The 17944-nt window shown below is 44.9% G+C and carries 19 protein-coding genes; 11 read left to right on the plus strand and 8 right to left on the minus strand.

Translation table 11 applies throughout. The annotated features are described in order from the left end of the window. Positions 1-128: 128 nt before the first annotated feature. The 3 genes from L0M85_RS06895 to glnA all read left to right on the plus strand — a co-directional run bounded on the left by L0M85_RS06895 (position 129) and on the right by glnA (position 2485). Positions 129-662, plus strand: coding sequence for an aromatic acid exporter family protein (locus tag L0M85_RS06895; protein ID WP_048789972.1), 534 nt, complete (start codon positions 129-131; stop codon positions 660-662). Between the two features lie 69 nt (positions 663-731). Then, positions 732-1097, plus strand: a complete 366-nt coding sequence (locus L0M85_RS06900; protein ID WP_061564425.1) for a MerR family transcriptional regulator — start codon at positions 732-734, stop codon at positions 1095-1097. Positions 1098-1138: 41 nt separating this feature from the next. Then, positions 1139-2485 carry a type I glutamate--ammonia ligase gene (glnA, locus tag L0M85_RS06905; protein ID WP_006595535.1) on the plus strand — a complete coding sequence of 449 codons (1347 nt, stop codon included), beginning with the start codon at positions 1139-1141 and terminating at the stop codon, positions 2483-2485. A 97-nt stretch (positions 2486-2582) separates the two neighbouring features. Here glnA and L0M85_RS06910 read toward each other — a convergent pair whose 3' ends face one another. Next, on the minus strand, positions 2583-4265 hold the full coding sequence (locus L0M85_RS06910; protein WP_023024486.1) for a ribonuclease J: 1683 nt from the start codon (positions 4263-4265) through the stop codon (positions 2583-2585). Positions 4266-4268: 3 nt separating this feature from the next. Continuing rightward, the gene (locus L0M85_RS06915; protein ID WP_006595537.1) at positions 4269-4499 is read right to left on the minus strand and encodes a DNA-dependent RNA polymerase subunit epsilon; all 231 of its coding nucleotides are present in this window, start codon (positions 4497-4499) and stop codon (positions 4269-4271) included. Between the two features lie 283 nt (positions 4500-4782). Between L0M85_RS06915 and tsaB the strand changes: the two genes are divergently transcribed. The 6 genes from tsaB to L0M85_RS06945 all read left to right on the plus strand — a co-directional run bounded on the left by tsaB (position 4783) and on the right by L0M85_RS06945 (position 8804). Further along, positions 4783-5466, plus strand: coding sequence for a tRNA (adenosine(37)-N6)-threonylcarbamoyltransferase complex dimerization subunit type 1 TsaB (gene tsaB / locus L0M85_RS06920; RefSeq protein ID WP_048690841.1), 684 nt, complete (start codon positions 4783-4785; stop codon positions 5464-5466). Beyond that, positions 5463-5900 (plus strand): ribosomal protein S18-alanine N-acetyltransferase, encoded by a 438-nt coding sequence (rimI, locus tag L0M85_RS06925; RefSeq protein WP_048690839.1) that lies wholly within the window; start codon positions 5463-5465, stop codon positions 5898-5900. Before tsaB ends, rimI begins: the two co-directional genes overlap by 4 nt. Beyond that, complete coding sequence (gene tsaD / locus L0M85_RS06930) at positions 5890-6912, plus strand: tRNA (adenosine(37)-N6)-threonylcarbamoyltransferase complex transferase subunit TsaD (protein WP_048690837.1); 1023 nt, start codon at positions 5890-5892, stop codon at positions 6910-6912. The genes rimI and tsaD overlap by 11 nt, the downstream gene beginning before the upstream one ends. Positions 6913-6998: 86 nt before the next feature. Further along, positions 6999-7694 carry an AzlC family ABC transporter permease gene (locus L0M85_RS06935; protein ID WP_048690835.1) on the plus strand — a complete coding sequence of 232 codons (696 nt, stop codon included), beginning with the start codon at positions 6999-7001 and terminating at the stop codon, positions 7692-7694. Then, positions 7681-8010, plus strand: coding sequence for an AzlD domain-containing protein (locus tag L0M85_RS06940; protein WP_238656731.1), 330 nt, complete (start codon positions 7681-7683; stop codon positions 8008-8010). Before L0M85_RS06935 ends, L0M85_RS06940 begins: the two co-directional genes overlap by 14 nt. 122 nt (positions 8011-8132) lie before the next feature. Beyond that, positions 8133-8804, plus strand: a complete 672-nt coding sequence (locus L0M85_RS06945) for a hypothetical protein (protein ID WP_238656732.1) — start codon at positions 8133-8135, stop codon at positions 8802-8804. 40 nt (positions 8805-8844) lie between these two features. Here L0M85_RS06945 and L0M85_RS06950 read toward each other — a convergent pair whose 3' ends face one another. The 3 genes from L0M85_RS06950 to L0M85_RS06960 all read right to left on the minus strand — a co-directional run bounded on the left by L0M85_RS06950 (position 8845) and on the right by L0M85_RS06960 (position 12170). After that, positions 8845-10182, minus strand: a complete 1338-nt coding sequence (locus L0M85_RS06950; protein ID WP_238656733.1) for a sodium-dependent transporter — start codon at positions 10180-10182, stop codon at positions 8845-8847. Positions 10183-10379: 197 nt separating this feature from the next. Next, entirely contained in the window at positions 10380-11552 is a 1173-nt protein-coding gene (locus tag L0M85_RS06955; protein WP_238656734.1) for an NAD(P)/FAD-dependent oxidoreductase, read from the minus strand. Between the two features lie 87 nt (positions 11553-11639). Beyond that, positions 11640-12170 (minus strand): hypothetical protein, encoded by a 531-nt coding sequence (locus tag L0M85_RS06960; RefSeq protein ID WP_006595548.1) that lies wholly within the window; start codon positions 12168-12170, stop codon positions 11640-11642. A gap of 286 nt (positions 12171-12456) precedes the next feature. Between L0M85_RS06960 and L0M85_RS06965 the strand changes: the two genes are divergently transcribed. Together L0M85_RS06965 and L0M85_RS06970 are read left to right on the plus strand one after the other, a co-directional pair. Then, positions 12457-13803 (plus strand): Nramp family divalent metal transporter, encoded by a 1347-nt coding sequence (locus L0M85_RS06965; protein WP_006595549.1) that lies wholly within the window; start codon positions 12457-12459, stop codon positions 13801-13803. Positions 13804-13943: 140 nt separating this feature from the next. Further along, positions 13944-14243: a YbaB/EbfC family nucleoid-associated protein gene (locus L0M85_RS06970; protein WP_156676976.1), complete on the plus strand. Its 300-nt coding sequence runs from the start codon at positions 13944-13946 to the stop codon at positions 14241-14243. A 37-nt stretch (positions 14244-14280) separates the two neighbouring features. Here the strand turns inward: L0M85_RS06970 and L0M85_RS06975 are convergent, their stop codons facing one another. The 3 genes from L0M85_RS06975 to L0M85_RS06985 all read right to left on the minus strand — a co-directional run bounded on the left by L0M85_RS06975 (position 14281) and on the right by L0M85_RS06985 (position 17869). After that, on the minus strand, positions 14281-14874 hold the full coding sequence (locus L0M85_RS06975; protein WP_238656735.1) for a 3'-5' exonuclease: 594 nt from the start codon (positions 14872-14874) through the stop codon (positions 14281-14283). 87 nt (positions 14875-14961) lie between these two features. Further along, positions 14962-15477: a DUF536 domain-containing protein gene (locus L0M85_RS06980; RefSeq protein WP_048690819.1), complete on the minus strand. Its 516-nt coding sequence runs from the start codon at positions 15475-15477 to the stop codon at positions 14962-14964. Positions 15478-15589: 112 nt separating this feature from the next. Next, the gene (locus L0M85_RS06985; RefSeq protein ID WP_129269961.1) at positions 15590-17869 is read right to left on the minus strand and encodes a Xaa-Pro dipeptidyl-peptidase; all 2280 of its coding nucleotides are present in this window, start codon (positions 17867-17869) and stop codon (positions 15590-15592) included. Positions 17870-17944 lie beyond the last annotated feature (75 nt).

Here is a 17944-nt window from a genome sequence, read left to right on the forward strand (position 1 = left end):
ATAGAAGAAGCACCGAAAGGTGCTTCTTCTATTGGATGTGAGTAGAAGGAAGCTAGTCGATCTTCATTTCCCCGCTTGAACCTTTCTAGAAATATGTTAGAATAAAAGAGATAGAAAGATAGGGGACAATGGATTACTTTAAACGACATAAATTTGACCGTTCCAAATTTCGATTAGGAATGCGAACCTTCAAAACAGGGATAGCCGTTTTTCTGGTTCTATTGATTTTTGGTATCTTTGGCTGGCGGGGCTTGCAGATTGGGGCGCTGACAGCTGTCTTTAGTTTGAGAGAAGATTTTGATAAGAGTGTTCACTTCGGTGCTTCGCGCGTGATGGGCAACAGCATCGGTGGTTTTTATGCCCTGCTGTTCTTTATGATCAAGATTCTCTTCCACGATGCTTTTTGGGTGACCCTGATTTTTGTGCCCATTGCGACCATGTTAACCATTATGACCAATGTCGCTATGAACAACAAAGCTGGAATCATCGGTGGCGTTTCAGCCATGCTCATCATCACCCTCTCGATTCCGACAGGAGAAACGTTCCTATATGTTTTTGCCCGCATCTTTGAAACCTTTATCGGAGTCTTCGTTGCGATTTTAGTCAATTCAGATGTGGATAGGATTCGGGACTTTATAAATGAAAGAAAAAAAACCATGTGAGATTATATGACATTTTAATCTTGACATCGGTTTTTTTTGCGTTATAATAGAATAGAAAGGGGGTCTTGTATGAAAGAAAAGGAATTAAGACGAACATTAGCGGTCTTTCCGATTGGTAGTGTTATGAAATTGACAGATTTAACAGCTCGTCAGATTCGTTACTACGAAGATCAACAACTCATTACTCCAGCTCGTACAGAGGGCAATCGTCGGATGTTTTCTCTCAACGATATGGATCGCCTGTTGGAGATTAAGGATTATTTGTCTGAAGGCCTTAATATTGCAGGAATTAAAAAACGGATTGCTGAGAAAGAAGCTCAACGTCAAGCTGCCAAGATTGTCAGTGAAAAGGATGTCCGCAAGGCCCTTCACCGTGACATTCTCCAGCAAAGTCGCTTTCATACAACCTCATCGCCATATGGTCAGTTACGCTGATCATTCTTTTTGCTAAATGCTATACTCATAAGGAGACACACATGTCAATTACTGTTGAAGATATTCGTCGCGAAGTCAAAGAAAAAAATGTAACCTTTATTCGGTTGATGTTCTCAGATATCTTAGGGACCATGAAGAACGTTGAAATTCCAGCGACAGATGAACAGTTGGAAAAGGTTCTCTCAAACAAGGCCATGTTTGATGGATCTTCTATTGAAGGGTTTGTTCGGATTAATGAGTCTGATATGTATCTCTATCCAGACTTGGACTCTTGGACTGTTTTCCCTTGGGGAGATGAGAACGGCAGTGTCGCAGGCTTGATTTGTGATGTCTATACAACAGAAGGGGAACCTTTTGCAGGAGACCCACGTGGGAACCTCAAACGTGCCCTTCGTCACATGGAAGAAGTTGGCTTCAAATCTTTCAACCTTGGACCAGAGCCAGAATTCTTCCTCTTTAAGCTCGATGAAAATGGGGATCCAACTCTTGAAGTGAATGACAAGGGTGGCTATTTTGACTTGGCGCCTACAGACCTTGCTGATAACACTCGCCGTGAGATTGTCAATGTCTTGACTCAAATGGGATTTGAAGTAGAAGCCAGTCACCACGAAGTGGCCGTAGGTCAGCATGAAATTGACTTTAAGTACGATGAAGTGCTTCGTGCTTGTGACAAGATTCAAATCTTTAAACTCGTTGTCAAAACCATTGCTCGCAAACATGGTTTGTATGCAACCTTTATGGCTAAGCCAAAATTTGGGATCGCTGGTTCCGGTATGCACTGCAATATGTCCTTGTTCGATGCGGAAGGAAACAATGCCTTCTTTGATCCAAATGATCCAAAAGGAATGCAGTTGTCAGAAACAGCTTATCACTTCCTTGGCGGTTTGATCAAGCACGCCTACAACTACACAGCGATCATGAACCCAACCGTTAACTCCTACAAACGTTTGGTTCCAGGTTATGAAGCACCTGTTTACATCGCTTGGGCTGGTCGCAACCGTTCACCATTGGTTCGTGTACCTGCTTCACGCGGTATGGGAACACGTTTGGAATTGCGCTCAGTGGACCCAATGGCCAACCCATATATTGCTATGGCTGTTCTCTTGGAAGTTGGTTTGCACGGTATTGAAAACAAAATCGAAGCACCAGCTCCTATCGAAGAAAACATCTACATCATGACTGCAGAAGAGCGGAAAGAAGCTGGAATCACTGACCTCCCATCTACCCTTCACAATGCTTTGAAAGCTTTGACCGAAGATGAAGTTGTTAAGGATGCTCTTGGCGAACATATCTATACCAGCTTCTTGGAAGCCAAACGGATCGAGTGGGCAAGCTACGCAACCTTTGTTTCACAATGGGAAATTGATAACTACTTGGACTTGTACTAAGCAAATTTATCCGAAAATGAGCTAGGTTTGATGACCTGGCTCATTTTTCATACAAAGAAAATGGATGGGACCGATAGGCCTCATCCATTCTTTTTACTTAATTTTCTTCATCTGGTGTCAAAATCATCGGGATGATGATAGGTTCACGTTCCGTGCTTTCGTAAAGGAAAGGACGAAGGGCGTTGACAATAGCACCGTGTACGGTTTGAATATTGGCATCTTTGTTCTTCAAGGCGATTCGAATTGCATTGAAGAGGATGCGTTGACTTTCACGGATTAGGTCACCGGACTCTCTCATATAGATGAAGCCACGGCTGAGGATATCCGGTCCAGCTAAAATCATCTTCGACTTGAAGTCAACTGTCGCAACAGCTAGGACAACCCCATCTTCTGATAAATCTTTGCGGTCACGAAGGACAGCAGCTCCGATTTCTCCGATGCGATTTCCGTCGACATAGATATCTTGGGCATTGAAACTTCCTGCGATACGAGCTGAGTTAGCCGTCAGGGCAAGAACATCTCCGTTGCTCATGATGAAGATGTTATCTTTCTCTACTCCACAATCACGCGCAAGTCCAGCGTGAATCTTCTGCATTCGGTACTCACCGTGGACAGGCATGAAGTATTTCGGTTTGATCAAGCGCAACATGAGCTTTTGTTCTTGTTGGCCACCGTGTCCAGAGGTATGGATGTTGTTGATCTTACCGTGGATGACATCGACACCCGCTTCGGAAATCGTATTGATCAATTTATTAACACTAGTTGTATTCCCAGGAATTGGACTAGATGAGAAGATAACGGTATCACCCGGTTGCAATTGCACCTGGCGGTGGGTTCCGTTAGCGATACGAGACAGTGCCGCCATAGGTTCCCCTTGGCTTCCTGTACACATAATGAGGATTTCATTTGCCGGGTAGTCTTTGATTTCACTTGGTTCAATAATGGTGCCAGGCGGTACCTTGATATAGCCAAGTTCAATTCCGTTGACAATGGCTTTTTCCATCGAGCGTCCAAAGACAACAATCTTGCGACCAGTTTTAACAGCGGCATCTGCAGCCTGTTGGAGACGGAAGATGTTAGATGCAAAGGAAGCGAAGATGATGCGTCCATGAATGCCTTCAATAATCTTCATAATGGATTGGCCAACGACTTTTTCAGAGTTGGTAAAGGTTGGGACTTCCGCGTTGGTTGAGTCAGAAAGCAGACAGAGGACGCCTTCCTCTCCTAGTGCAGCCATCCGGTGAAGGTCGGCCGGCTCCCCTACAGGTGTGAAGTCAAATTTAAAGTCTCCCGTGCAGACGATTTTTCCTTGAGGCGTATGAAGAACGATCCCCAAAGGTTCTGGAATAGAGTGAGTCGTCCGGAAGAAGGTCGCTTTAATATGCTTAAAGGTCAACTCCGTATTTTGGTTGATTTCATAGAGTTTGGCACCACGAAGGAGGCCATGCTCTTCTAATTTTCCACGAATAAGGGCTAGAGCCAAAGGTCCAGCATAGATTGGTACATTAGCTTGCTTCAAGAGGAAGGGAATTCCTCCGATATGGTCTTCGTGTCCGTGGGTAATCAAGACACCTTTGACACGGTCGATATTTTCAACGATATAGGAATAGTCAGGAATCACGTAATCAATCCCTAACAAATCATCTTCAGGGAACTTGATCCCAGCATCCACAATGATGATTTCGTCTTGGTATTCAATCCCATAGGTATTTTTACCGATTTCCCCGAGACCTCCAATGGCGAAAACACCAACTTCTTCAGGTTTTAAGGTATATGCCATGGATTAGAACTCCGTAATTTCAAATGCGCCAGACTCTTTTTCATATTCTAGGTGTTGGTCTGACAAGAGAGTGATAAATTCGATGTTGTAAGATGTATTTTCCTCAACAAGGCGACGAGCTTCAATGCGTCCTTCTAACTCATTCTTCGCATCAATATCGAGATAGAGGGCATGAGTCGTTTCACGACGAGGGTTGCGTTCTTTTGTTTCTTGGTAGAAAACTTTGTAAATCATTTCGTTTCGGTTCCTTTCACATGTTCGGACTGTAGCAGAAAAGAAACAGCTAGTAGCTAGCTGAGACACCTATTCTTGCTTTCTTTTGTCCTGATTCGATACAATTATTATTCATTATACCATAAATAGGCTCTAAGGAAAAGATGCAAGCGGGTTCTGAGAGCAGAAGGAAGCGCTTTTTTAGAAGGGATAGAGAGCAGGTGATTTCACAGTCTGGGGGTGCTTCCTCTACCGTTTGGCGCCTATTTGTAGTATAATATGAAGCAGACAACGAGGAGAAAACATGAAAGTATTAGCATTTGACACCTCCAGTAAGGCCCTATCCGTTGCCCTTTTGGAGGAAGAAAACCGATTAGCAGAGTTGACACTGACGATCAAGAAAAACCACAGCATTACCTTGATGCCTACCATTGAATTTTTAATGACTAGCATTGATTGGAAACCGACGGATTTGGACCGTATCGTAGTAGCAGAAGGGCCTGGATCTTATACTGGCTTACGGATCGCGGTAGCAACGGCTAAAACCCTAGCTCAAACGCTAAAGATTGACTTAGTAGGGGTGTCGAGCTTACTAGCCTTGGTACCAGAAGAGATAGAAGGTCTGGTAATTCCAGTCATGGATGCGCGCCGTAACCATGTCTATGCGGGCTTTTACCAAGAGGATCAGCTGGTCTACCCGGAGGCTCATCTTTCTTTTGAGGCCGTATTAGAAAGAGCAAAGGGAGCTGAGAAGGTGACCTTCCTTGGGGAAGTAGAAGCCTTTCGCGAGCAGATACAAGAGGCATTGCCGAGTGCTCAGATGGTAGAAACCCTACCGGATGCGGTACGGATTGGTCGACTAGGACTTACAAAAGAAGCTGTCTCCGTCCATGGTTTTGTCCCCAACTACCTCAAGCGGGTAGAAGCTGAAGAAAACTGGCTCAAGGACCATCAAGAGTCCGGTCAGTCCTACATTAAACGCCTATGATCCGTATCGAGAAGGAGGCGGGGCGATTCGATTTAGCCCCTCAGTTGGTAGAAATCTTAGACAATGTCTATGGACAAAGCCCCTGGACCTTGGAGCAAGTCCTAGCGGATATCGGTCAACCTCAAAATTGGTATGCCTTGGCCTACAGTGGGGAAGAATTGGTGGGCTTCTTGGCTATACAAGAAAACCTCTATGAGTTAGAAGTCGTCCAAATTGCTGTTCGAAAAGAGTGGCAAGGTCGCGGGATTGCTGGTCAGCTACTAGAAACTGTTCCTCAGGAGAAAGAGGTCTTTTTAGAGGTGAGAGAAGGAAACACTCCGGCTCGAACTCTCTATCAGAAACAAGGATTTAAAGAAATTGGTTGCCGGAAAGGGTATTATCATGCACCTACCGAAGACGCCATTATGATGAAAAGGGAAGCAAATGAAGGATAGATATATTTTGGCATTTGAAACATCTTGTGATGAGACCAGTGTCGCCGTCTTAAAGAACGATACAGAGCTCTTGTCCAATGTCATTGCCAGCCAAATTGAAAGCCATAAACGCTTCGGGGGAGTGGTTCCAGAAGTTGCCAGTCGGCACCATGTCGAAGTCATTACGGCCTGTATTGAGGAAGCGCTAGAAGAAGCGGGAATTACAGAAGAAGAAGTTACAGCGGTTGCGGTAACTTACGGACCAGGTCTGGTTGGAGCTCTTTTGGTCGGTCTTGCTGCAGCCAAGGCCTTTGCATGGGCCCATGGGATTCCTTTGCTTCCTGTCAATCATATGGCTGGCCACTTGATGGCTGCTCAAAGCGTTGAGCCTTTAGAATTTCCGCTCTTGGCCTTGCTGGTCAGCGGAGGACACACTGAGTTGGTCTATGTCTCGGAGGCGGGTGATTATAAGATCGTTGGGGAAACACGTGATGATGCAGTGGGTGAAGCCTATGATAAGGTCGGCCGCGTCATGGGCTTGACCTATCCAGCCGGTCGTGAGATTGACGAGTTGGCACATAAGGGTCAGGATATCTACGATTTCCCACGCGCCATGATCAAGGAAGACAATCTGGAGTTCTCATTCTCAGGGCTCAAATCTGCCTTTATCAATCTCCACCACAATGCCGAGCAAAAAGGCGAGAGTCTGTCCAAGGAAGACCTATCGGCCTCCTTCCAAGCAGCGGTGATGGATATCTTGATGGCCAAGACCAAAAAAGCCCTAGAAAGATACCCTGTTAAGACCCTGGTGGTGGCGGGAGGAGTCGCGGCCAACCAAGGATTACGTGAATGCCTGGCTTCTGAGATCACAGATGTTAAGGTCATCATTCCTCCTCTGCGCCTCTGCGGGGACAATGCGGGGATGATTGCCTATGCCAGTGTCAGCGAATGGAATAAGGGAAATTTTGCTAGCTTAGACCTCAATGCTAAGCCTAGCCTTGCTTTTGCTCCGATAGAAGAGGACTTAGATTAGTTGAGAAACGAACATAAACGACGGGAGGACGATTCCCGTCCCTTTTTTTGTTATAATAGATAGCATCAAAAAAGAAAGGAGAAAGAGTGGAAAAGAATTTTCAGCAGGGGGTCAGGGATGCCCTTCCGACGGCCTTGGGTTATATCAGTATTGGCTTAGCCTGTGGTGTGGTGGCGTCGCCCTATCTCTCCCCTTTAGAAATGGGCTTGATGAGTCTCTTGGTTTACGCAGGGGCTTCTCAGTTTGCTATGATCTCTTTGATTGCCGTCCATTCGTCCCTCATGAATATTGCCTTAACCGTCTTTTTCATCAATTTGCGCAATATGCTTATGAGTCTGCATACCTCCCCTGATTTCAAGGAGGCTAGCCTGGTCCATAATATTGGAATTGGTAGTTTGTTGACAGATGAGAGTTACGGGGTTTATTTGAGTGAAAAATTGAAAAGTGACCGGATCACTGTTCCCTGGATGCATGGCAATAATGTGGTCGGTTATCTAGCCTGGGGATTATCAACCATTTTGGGGACAGCCCTAGGCTCCCTCTTGCCCAATCCTAGTGCCTTCGGTCTGGACTTCGCCTTAGTTGCTATGTTTATTGGGATTTTTGCAGGTCAGTTTCAAGGCATGCGTTTGACGGAGAAGATGGCTACCATGCTCCTTGTTTTAGGTGCAGTAGCTCTTAGCTTTTTCCTCTTGACCTTCTTTTTGACCCAATCCTTGGCCGTTTTAGTGGCTACTTTAACAGGTTGTTTCGTGGGGGTGATGTGCGATGCGCGTGAATAGTTGGATTTTCTTGGTTATTTTGACGTCCGCAGTGGTCACCTGGATTCCACGCATTCTGCCCTTCGTTTTGGTCAAATACCGGGGGCTGCCAGATCCAGTTCTGCGTTTTCTAAAATACCTTCCCATTGCCATTATTTTTGCCCTGATCCTTTCCAGTCTAGTAGAGGGGAAACCGGGCCAGCTCCCTCAGGTTCGGTGGGTAGATCTGGTCGCAACCATTCCGACCATGATAGTGGCCTTTCGCTACAAAAACCTAATGGGTACAGTTCTATTTGGGATTGTCTTGGTTGCCCTCTTACGATGGCTTATCGCCTGAATCTCCTGAATTTTTAGATAGATTACTATTTATTACTAATGTTACAAAAATATTTCAAAAATACTTGACATTGAGTAATATTGTAATATAATAGTTTTTATCAAATGAAGTGAGGGATCATCATGATGAAAAAATGGACAAGTTTAGCAGTTTTAGGATTAGCTTCTGCAAGCCTACTCGTAGCCTGTGGTTCAAAAAAAGAAGAGAACAAATCTTCTGCTAAAGAAGCACAAACGACGGTGAAGTCTAGTCAGAAAAAAGCAAAGGCAGCTTCTGGTAAGAAAGAGACAAAAGCTACTGAAACAGCTTCGCAAGAAGGGGCACAAGCTGCTTCTCAAGATGTAGGAAACTCAGGTCAAACCGCTGCAGGATCTACTGCAGCAAGCACTAACAAGGCCACAGATTCGTCTCAAATGGTGCCAGAAGAGCTGGTAGGGACTTGGACAGGAACAACTGAAATTGCCAAAGATGTTCAAATGACTGTGGCTGCAGACGGTACGGTCACTACAACAGCGAACTTTTATCAAGCTGATTTGAATCCTGTTCGTACTGCAACAACGAAAGCCAAGGCAGTTCAAGCATCTGGTAATGTCTATTACTGGGAAACAGACGAACCTGGCGCTTTTGATGCCCTTCTTCCAGGGATTGCTGGACTTGGGGGAGCCAATATGAAGGTAAAACCCGGCTTCATCTTAGAAGAGGGCCATTATACACCGATTGTATTTGTAACAGGGCTTAATGAAGACTTTGATTATAACAAATACAATGATTTCCGTGTTTCCCTTACAAAATAAAGAAAAATCCACGAATCCCTAAGGAGTCGTGGATTTTGTTTTAGATAAATTGTGTAATAAAGACAATGAGGATGACGATTGGAATCACAAAGCGAAGCAAGAAAACCCAGAGTTTGAAGAAGAAGCGCTTGGTTTTCTTTTCTCCCACCTTGAGTTCTTCTTGGGCTAGGACTTGATCAAAGATATAGCCTGTAAATAGGGAGAGGCAGAGAGCTCCAAAAGGCATGAGGAGGTTGGAAACCAAAAAGTCCATACAATCAAAGAAGGATTTTCCAAAAAGGGTCCACTTGGAGAGTACTCCATAGGAAAGGGCAGATGGAATCCCAAAGACAAAGGTCAGAAGGCCGATGATTTGGCTCCATTTAGCCCGCTTTTTGTTGTTTTGGTTGGTGACGTTCCCGACATTAATCTCTAACATGACGACGGATGAGGTAATAGTTGCAAAGAGGAAGAGAAGAAGGAAAAGCAGGTAGAAGAGAGTTCCAAAAGGCATCTTATCAAAGACTTGTGGAAGGACTACAAAGAGGAGTCCAGGTCCACTAGTAGAAGGGATTTGAAAGGCTGACATAGCTGGGAAGATCGCCAAGCCCGCCATGATGGAAACGGCGATATTCATGAAGACGACGGAAATCCCGGATTGGACCAGGTCAGTGTCCTTGTCCAAATAGGAAGCATAGGTCAACATGGCTGTCACCCCTAGGGAGAGGGCGAAAAACGATTGGCCCAAAGCATAGAGCAGACCTTGGCTAGTCATCTTGGAGAAGTCTGGCTTGAGGAAATAGCTAACTCCCTCCCAAGCGCCAGGTAAGGTCAAGGAACGACCAATCATGACTAAGAAGATAATGAAGAGAAGTGGCATCATGAATTTTGAGGCCTTTTCAATCCCTTGTTCCACCCCCTTGGAAACAATCAAGACATTGAGGAGGATGAAGATGGCCTGGGCCCCAAGAGCCAACCAGGGATTTGAAATAATCTCTCCAAAGAGCTGGGTATAGTCACTAACTGAGAGAAGTTGGAATAACTCTCCCAAGGCAACACCTAGATAAATCAGGATCCAACCACCGATGACACTGTAGAAGGAGAGGAGGATAAACAGGGCAAAGGCACCGATCCAACCGATCCCATCATAGAGGCGAAGGCCACCGAGTTTTCCAAAGGTCTTAATGGCAGAGACACCAGCTGCACGTCCTAGAGTAAATTCAGCCAGTAAGAGGGGGAAGCCGATAAGTAGAGTTGCTATCAAAAAAACAAGAAGGAAACTTCCGCCCCCGTTAGCGGCGGTCATATAGGGAAACTTCCAAACAGCCCCAAGCCCAATTGCAGAACCTGCAGAGGCTAGGATAAAGCCAATTTTGGAACCCCATTGAGATTTTTCCATATGGATTCTCCATTTCTAATTCAAATATAGGAAGAAAGCCAAGGCCAGCAAAGGCTCTTTCATAGACAAAAGAAAAAGGCTATTTAGTACGAACTAAATAGCCATAAAAACGCAAAGTGACATCTCTAAGAAGACGACTCTTATGTTTGTTGCTGGATTTGTTCTAAAAATAATCCTAACATCTTTTGAAAAAGCTGTCAATAGTGGAGACTTCCGGCTACCCAACCGGTACAGAGGGCAGCAGTAATGTTAAATCCTCCTGTATGGGCATTGATATCCAGGACCTCCCCAGCAAAATGAAGACCGGGGACCAACTTACTTTCTAAGGTCTTGGGATTGATTTCCTTGAGGCTGACACCTCCCTTAGTCACAAAGGATTTGGCCAAGGACATCTTCCCTGTTACAGGGATTGGGAGTTCCTTTACTTTCGCTAGTACGGCATTGATTTCTTTAGGAGAGAGTTGTTTCACCTTTTCCGGAAGATCCTGAGCAAAGAATTCCGCCAGGCGTTCTGGCAGGTGGGCCTTCAGAACATTCTTTAAGGACTTCTCACGATTTTCCTCTAGGATTGCTGAGAGTTCTTCCTTAGAATAGTGAGGGAGACTGTCTAGTGTCAAGATTTCTCCTCCTTTGACAAAGCTTGACATGCGAAGGGCGGCCGGACCAGATAGGCCAAAGTGGGTAAAGAGGAAGTCGTGGGTAATGTGGTGTTTGCCATAGTGGAGGGTCACATCGTCTAAGGAAATCCCTTGAAGGGCCTTGTGGGGGAAATCTGTCAGGAGGGGGCTTTCAGCAGCTTCTAGTTCCGTGATAGTGTGCTTAAAGTGACGGGCGATATCGTGGCCAAAGCCGGTGGAACCCGTCGAAGGGTAGGACTTTCCACCAGTTGTCACAATCAAGCGGTCTGCCATCCAGGTCTCATCTTTGGATTTGATGACGAATTGTCCATCGATTTTCTTCACAGAGGTTACCTCTACTTGGCAGCGAACTTGACCGCCGAGCTCGGCAATCTTATCTGTCAGAGCTTGAATAATCGTTTGGGAACGATCTGAAGCTGGAAAGACACGACCATGGTCTTCGACCTTGAGCTTGACCCCGTTTTCTGTGAAGAAGCGGATGATATCATGGTTGTCAAATTGAGAAAAGACACTGTAGAGGAAACGTCCATTTCCTGGAATGCCTGCTAGGAGATCGTCCAGGCTTCCATTGTTGGTCACATTGCACCGACCTCCACCAGTCCCAGCTAGTTTTTTCCCTAGTTTGCGGTTTTTTTCCAAGAGGAGGGTTGCTTGCCCGTAGAAGGAACTGGAGATGGTGGCCATCATGCCAGCAGGCCCTCCTCCGATGACAATGGTATCGTAGTGGTTCATAAGGTCTCCTTTTTCTCGTCTCGTTTTATTTCCAGTTCATTGTAACATAAAAAATGGACCCTGTCCCCAGGCTCCACTTTTTATGAGTTAATTGTCTTCGTCTGGATTTTGACGGAGGTGGATGGAATAACGCTTAGGTGGGTAAATGCCGATTTCAGGACCCCAGCGTGGGAAGAGCTGATTGGTTTTCTTCCCAGCAGCGTACTTGGCTTCTGCTGCCATTTCCCAGAGCTCTTCGTAGAGATCACCGAGCAAGAAGTCGAGCTCTTGATAATAGAGGTCTGGCTTTCCGTAGTCACTAAGGCTTAGTTCCATCAAACCATAGACTTGTAGCTTATGGTCCATGAGTCTACGTCCGTCTACCTTGTTAGAGTGAACGATAATGCGTCCGAAGGGATCATTTCTTCGGATGCGTTCCAGCTCTTTGTAGGCGTTGATTCCAGAATTTCCTTGACAGGAGAAGAAGTAAATGTTTTTCAAGTCATAGTCGATATAGGAGATATTTCCATTATAGACCAGCTTGACTGGTAGATTACGAACCCGTTTTTTCTCTAGATAGTTGTTAATATGTTCGACCAACATCTTAGAGGGATAATTGTATTCAATGACATAAATCATAGTTTCTTTCCTTTGCTATTGAGTAAATAACTGAGCTTTCTTTCAGTTACGATTAGTATACAAGCTTTTGAAGTCAGATAGGGGGAAAAATCTATTTGGTTCATTTTTGAAGCTATTTGGTTCATTTTAGAGGAGCAAAGGAGAAAAAGTTGCTAAAGGAATACGAAGAAAATGGGGAAGTGGGGAGAAGAAGGGCATATTTTTTTAAAAATGCAAAGAAAATTTACCGAAACCTTTCATTTGTGCTATAATCAAGGGGAAGTGACGTCATGGAAAGAAGGGTATCATGAGTTTAGAACAGTTAGAGCGGAAATCGCTCCAAGAAATCAATCAATCCGTCAAGGTTCCCAAGGGAACTTCTTTTTGGAGGACCTTATTATTGTTTTCAGGTCCGGGGAGCCTAGTAGCAGTGGGCTACATGGATCCTGGGAACTGGATCACCAGCGTTGTTGGAGGGGCTCACTATCGTTACTTGCTCTTGTCGGTGGTTCTCTTGTCTTCCTTGATTGCCATGCAATTGCAACAGATGGCTGGGAAACTAGGGATTGTCCATCGGAAAGATTTGGCCCAGACAACAGCGACGCATTTGCCCAAGTGGCTCCGCTATATGCTTTGGATAGTGATTGAATTAGCCTTGATGGCGACAGATTTAGCAGAAGTCATTGGTTCAGGGATTGCACTCCATTTGCTGTTCGGATGGCCCTTGCTCTTTTCTATTTTGGTCACCATCCTGGATGTCTTCCTCCTTCTCGGACTCATGCACTTAGGTTTTCGTAAGATTGAGGCTATTGTCTCCACCTTGATTTTGACCATTCTAGGGATTTTTATCTACCTTGTGGTCCTATCAAAACCAGATATAGGTGGCATTTTTGCTGGCTTTCTTCCTCAGAAAGAAATTGTAGGTATTGGTCTTCCCAAGGGATCACAAGCCTTGACGCTGGCCTTGGGGATAATTGGTGCAACCGTCATGCCTCATAATCTCTATTTGCATTCCTCCATTTCACAGACACGCAAGGTCGATTATGAGGATCCTGCAGATGTTCGTCGGGCTGTGCGCTTCATGACCTGGGACTCCAATATTGAATTAACCCTGGCTTTTGTTGTCAACTCTCTCTTGCTGATTCTCGGAGCGGCCCTCTTTTTTGGACATGCAGAAGAAATTGGAGCCTTCTCTAGTATGTATGATGCCTTGCAAAACAATGCCATTGCAGGAGCTATTGCAAGTCCTTTTCTATCTACCTTGTTTGCTGTTGCTTTGTTAGCAAGTGGTCAGAATTCAACAATTACAGGCACTCTGACGGGTCAAATTGTCATGGAAGGTTTCCTTAGATTCCGCCTTCCTCAATGGCTTGTCCGCCTCTTTACACGGATGTTGGCCCTCACTCCTGTCCTGATTGTCGCCTTTCTCTTTGGAGACCAGGAAAGTGTTCTAGATGATTTGTTGGTCTATTCTCAAGTCTTCTTGTCTCTGGCTCTACCATTTTCAATTTTTCCCTTGGTTTACTTTACCTCCAATAAAAAAATCATGGGAGAATTTGTCAATGCAAAATGGAATACCTACTTAGCTTACGGAGTAGCTACTCTTCTGACTCTGTTAAACGTCCAACTCATTGTGACGACGCTCTTTAAATAAAAAATCAGCTTTGTCGGACGGGGAAAACATGCTATAATAGGAGAGAAGTCCCCATCTAGCTAGAAAATGGGCAGAAGTGGGTAGTAAAAATTAAGAAACAGGGCCTAAACCCTTGATACGAAAGGAATCTAGAAAATCTTATGATGAATATGCAAAATATGATGAAGCAAGCACAAAAGCTTCAGAAACAAATGGAACAAAGTCAGGCAGAATTGGCGGCTTCTCAATTTGTTGGCAAGTCTGCTCAGGACTTGGTTGTCGCTACCTTGACAGGTGATAAAAAGGTGGTATCCATCGAATTTAACCCGGTAGTCGTGGACCCAGAAGATACAGAAACTCTTTCTGATATGACTGTTCAAGCTATCAATGCGGCCATCGAAGAAATTGATGCAGCAACCAAGAAAAAATTGGGAGCTTTTGCTGGTAAATTCCCATTCTAAGCATACAGAGAAAACCTCTATCGATGATAGAGGTTTTTTAGTCGTTAAAAAAATTGGAGAGGTCCAATCCACCAAAAGGAGAGGTAGAAAAGGATTCTTGTTCGGTTAGGAGTTGTCGGGCCCGGTCTGATTCGAGAAAGGCTTCATAAACAAGTGCAGTCATCCGGGCATCTTCTAGACTATTATGCGATTTTCCTGCTACTCCTAAAAACTGAGCAACTGTATGGAGCTGCAAGTTTTTAATCCCATGGAGGTCAGAAGGCCGGCGTTTAGAAGCTTCCTCAAAGACATCAACAGCATATTGGTCTGTGAACTCTAGCCCGTTTTCCGCTAGGATAGGGAGGTCACTCTTGATGGCATTGTATCCAATGAGGGGACTATCTGCAACAAAATCTCGGAACTCCGCTAGGACTTGCTCGAGTGGGGGAGCTTGGAGGATTTTATCAGATGTGATCCCGGTGAGGCCATTGATAAAGCTCTTTAGTGGTTTATCCGTATAGGCATAAGAATCGTAGTGGGCAACTTCTTGGCCATCTGCAAAGCGGACAGCAGAAACTTGGATAATGTGGTGCTTTCCTTCAAATTGATTAAATTCTAAATCAAAGGAGACATAGTGGCTTAATTCTTTCAAGGGAACTCCTTCATCTAATGTTTTTTTTGGATTTTCTAATTATTGAGGGGAGGCAAAGGCATAGAAAAAACTGACCGAAGTCAGTTTTTAGCGACCAAAGACGCGTCTCCAGAAGCCTTTACTCTCTTGTTCTTGAACCTTTTCATTGGCTTGATCTAATTCCAATTTCAATGTTTCGCGGTCATTCATAGCCTGAAGGGTTAGCTGTTGTTGTTGGTCGAGCTGTTTGTCTTTTTCAGCGATCTGAACATCTTTGACACGCAACTGCTCATCCTTTTTAGCTAATTGCTCATCTTTGGATTTTAGCTGGTCGTCTTTTGCTTTTAGTTGTTCGTAGAGACGAACAATCTCAGCATTTTTTTCATCTACCAAAATTTCCATCAATTCACGCTGTTTCACATCATCGCTGACTGGTTCGTCTTCAAAGATGGTTTTTTTGTAGATCTCTTCTAGCTTGATCAAGCCACTACGGGTTACGACGGTAACTCCCTTATCATTTTTTTCTGTATCTTCAGGATCTAGGGCCTTGACACGGTTGTTGACCGCTTGGCGACTAACTCCTAGAATTTCAGCAATTTCGCTGACTGTTTTTTCGATAGCCATAATATCCTCTAAACTCTTTTTCTATGAAATACTCTCTTAGATATTATCATAAGTAGGCAAGGCTGTCAAATCAAGCAAGGGAAGGGACGACAAGGAAAAAGCATGAAATTCCTTAATCCATCTTAGGAAGGGTTAAGCTCGAGTTGGCCAGATCAATAGTGAGTTGGTAGTCCGTTTGGTCGCGAACAGTGATCTCGAAGTCGGTTGTATAAAGGACGAGACGAAGAGTGGTCCCTTTCTCCAGTTTGTAGATGGTTGGTTGGAGTTCAAAGTCGAATTCCATCCATTCTCCTGGTGTTACGGGCTCAACCTCTAAGAGGTCATGACGGTTTTGGAGGTTAAGACACCCCTTTGTAATCACTCGTTGGCCGGCTTCCTTAAATGGCAATTCAGTCAAGTTGTCCAGCATATGGTAACGACCGTTATCCAGTGTACGGACGGATAGGACAGCTGGATAGGGTTGGAGATATTTCTTGCTTCCTAGCTCCATGAGTTGGACTGAGAGCAAGCCCTTGTCAGTGCTAGATTGGAGCCGCAGGTGAAGGTGAGCTTTTCCGTTGAGGTGTAGGTCTTCTGCAATCGGAAGATCGATGGTCACTTGTTGCGCCTTATCCTGGTAGAGGTCCGTTAGGAAAGTTGGATAGGCCTTGCCATAGCGCTCATAGTCTTCTGTCGCATAGCGGTTTTGGATAACTTTCTCACCATCTCCGAGCGAGAAGGTGCGCTGGGCTGTTTGATTGCCAAAGTCTTCCAAGGAGGTCCAACTTTGTTCTCCTGTATTGTCCTGCCAGATGACGGTTGGCAATTCATAACTTGAATCATAGCCCAGTAATTTTTTAGAAAGGAGGGCGTTCATGCTCTCACGGAAGTCAATGGACTGCCAGTTGTTGAGATAGACATGGGCACCATTGTGGTAGAAGAGGTGTTTCTTGATGTTGGCTGGAAGGGCTTGGAACATTTGGTATACATGGAGGGGCTTCACGTTCCAGTCTTGGGAACCATGGGTGAAGACGACCTCTGCCTTGACTTTGTCTGCCTGAAGGAGATAGTTGCGGTCATGCCAGAATTGGTTGTAGTCCCCTGTTTTGCGATCTATTTGCTCTTTAAGCCGTTCCAAATCCGCTAGATGGGCTGCATGGTGGCGGAGATAGTCTCCAGCCCGAAGGGCGCGTGAATAGGTCAACTCAGCGAGTGAATCAAAATCCTCTCCAGGATAGCCACCAGGACTCGTCACGAGTCCGTTTTCCCGATAGTAGTTGTACCAAGAGGAGATACCGGCTTCAGCAATGATGACTTCTAGGCCATCGACACCTGTGGTAGCCAGTCCATTGGACATGGTCCCTAGGTAGGACAAGCCTGTCGTAGCAACTTTGCCGTTGGACCAATCGGCCTTGATTTGGCGTTGGCGACTGTGGTCTGTGAAGGCACGACAGCGTCCGTTGAGCCAGTCGATGACATTTTTATAGGCCTCGATTTGACGGTAATCCCCGTTGGTCATCAAGCCTTGGGAATCCTTGGTTCCAAGACCGGAGACGTAGAGATTGGCAAAGCCACGAGCGAGCAGGTAGTCATTGAGAGTATAACTGCTGTTGATATGAGTGAGGGTTTCTTCAGCCTCAGAGACTAGTTGAGCTGAACCGACAGGATCCACCAATTCTAATTGAGGTTCTTCTACTTGAATGGTATGAGGTTCTTTGACCTCGAGGTCCACATTCATATTATAGAGTGCCTTGTCACTAGCCTTGTCATTGGTTCCTTGGTGATAAGGGCTTGCAGTCATGACGGCTGGGATTTTTCCTTCATAGCGAGGGCGAATAATATTGACCTTGACCAAATCTGGAAGGCCATCTTGGTCGCTATCAATCCGACTTTCCACATAGACCACCTCACGAATCACATTATGGCAGTTAAAGGTAGCTAGACTTTTTCCGTTGAAAAAGTGGTAGCGATTGTCTTCAGGAATCAAGCCATCGCTGACCAACTGCTCAATTAGTAAATTCCCTTTGACTGTTCGAGTATTGAGGAGGTGGTAGAGGTTTTCTACCAAGTTTCCATACTCAATCGGAAATTGGACTTCTTTCAAGAAGCTATCCGTATCTTCAAAATCAATAAAATAGCGGAAACCGAGTAATTGGAGGGCTACTGTGTAAAAAATGTTCGGAGACCATTCGCAGTCAGATTGGATATACGTTAAAAAGTCTGTTTTAGAATCCACCACTAGGTTAGAGAGGGGATAATCTGTATCTTTATAGGTGAAGTAAACCTTGCGGACAAACCATTCAAACAGTTCTTTTTCTGGGAGGTGGGTGGGAAGGTCAAACCCAATTTCTTTTAGTTCCTTAAGAATGTCTTTTTGGTCAACAGATAGATAGCTATATTGATTGTATTTCATAGACTGCTCCTTTTATCAGTTTCTTTGTTCTTTACTTTTTATATTATACTTGATAAAATAGTATTTGTCTAAAGA

Source organism: Streptococcus sp. DFI.7.26 (assembly GCF_022240605.1).
Taxonomy (GTDB): domain Bacteria; phylum Bacillota; class Bacilli; order Lactobacillales; family Streptococcaceae; genus Streptococcus; species Streptococcus xiaochunlingii.

Excerpts from the sequence above, each read along its gene's own strand:
- L0M85_RS06895 (WP_048789972.1), top strand. The coding sequence starts at position 129 with ATGGATTACTTTAAACGACATAAATTTGACCGTTCCAAATTTCGATTA.
- L0M85_RS06900 (WP_061564425.1), top strand. The coding sequence starts at position 732 with ATGAAAGAAAAGGAATTAAGACGAACATTAGCGGTCTTTCCGATTGGT.
- glnA (WP_006595535.1), top strand. The coding sequence starts at position 1,139 with ATGTCAATTACTGTTGAAGATATTCGTCGCGAAGTCAAAGAAAAAAAT.
- L0M85_RS06910 (WP_023024486.1), bottom strand. The coding sequence starts at position 4,265 with ATGGCATATACCTTAAAACCTGAAGAAGTTGGTGTTTTCGCCATTGGA.
- L0M85_RS06915 (WP_006595537.1), bottom strand. The coding sequence starts at position 4,499 with ATGATTTACAAAGTTTTCTACCAAGAAACAAAAGAACGCAACCCTCGT.
- tsaB (WP_048690841.1), top strand. The coding sequence starts at position 4,783 with ATGAAAGTATTAGCATTTGACACCTCCAGTAAGGCCCTATCCGTTGCC.
- rimI (WP_048690839.1), top strand. The coding sequence starts at position 5,463 with ATGATCCGTATCGAGAAGGAGGCGGGGCGATTCGATTTAGCCCCTCAG.
- tsaD (WP_048690837.1), top strand. The coding sequence starts at position 5,890 with ATGAAGGATAGATATATTTTGGCATTTGAAACATCTTGTGATGAGACC.
- L0M85_RS06940 (WP_238656731.1), top strand. The coding sequence starts at position 7,681 with ATGCGCGTGAATAGTTGGATTTTCTTGGTTATTTTGACGTCCGCAGTG.
- L0M85_RS06945 (WP_238656732.1), top strand. The coding sequence starts at position 8,133 with ATGATGAAAAAATGGACAAGTTTAGCAGTTTTAGGATTAGCTTCTGCA.
- L0M85_RS06950 (WP_238656733.1), bottom strand. The coding sequence starts at position 10,182 with ATGGAAAAATCTCAATGGGGTTCCAAAATTGGCTTTATCCTAGCCTCT.
- L0M85_RS06955 (WP_238656734.1), bottom strand. The coding sequence starts at position 11,552 with ATGAACCACTACGATACCATTGTCATCGGAGGAGGGCCTGCTGGCATG.
- L0M85_RS06960 (WP_006595548.1), bottom strand. The coding sequence starts at position 12,170 with ATGATTTATGTCATTGAATACAATTATCCCTCTAAGATGTTGGTCGAA.
- L0M85_RS06965 (WP_006595549.1), top strand. The coding sequence starts at position 12,457 with ATGAGTTTAGAACAGTTAGAGCGGAAATCGCTCCAAGAAATCAATCAA.
- L0M85_RS06970 (WP_156676976.1), top strand. The coding sequence starts at position 13,944 with ATGATGAATATGCAAAATATGATGAAGCAAGCACAAAAGCTTCAGAAA.
- L0M85_RS06980 (WP_048690819.1), bottom strand. The coding sequence starts at position 15,477 with ATGGCTATCGAAAAAACAGTCAGCGAAATTGCTGAAATTCTAGGAGTT.
- L0M85_RS06985 (WP_129269961.1), bottom strand. The coding sequence starts at position 17,869 with ATGAAATACAATCAATATAGCTATCTATCTGTTGACCAAAAAGACATT.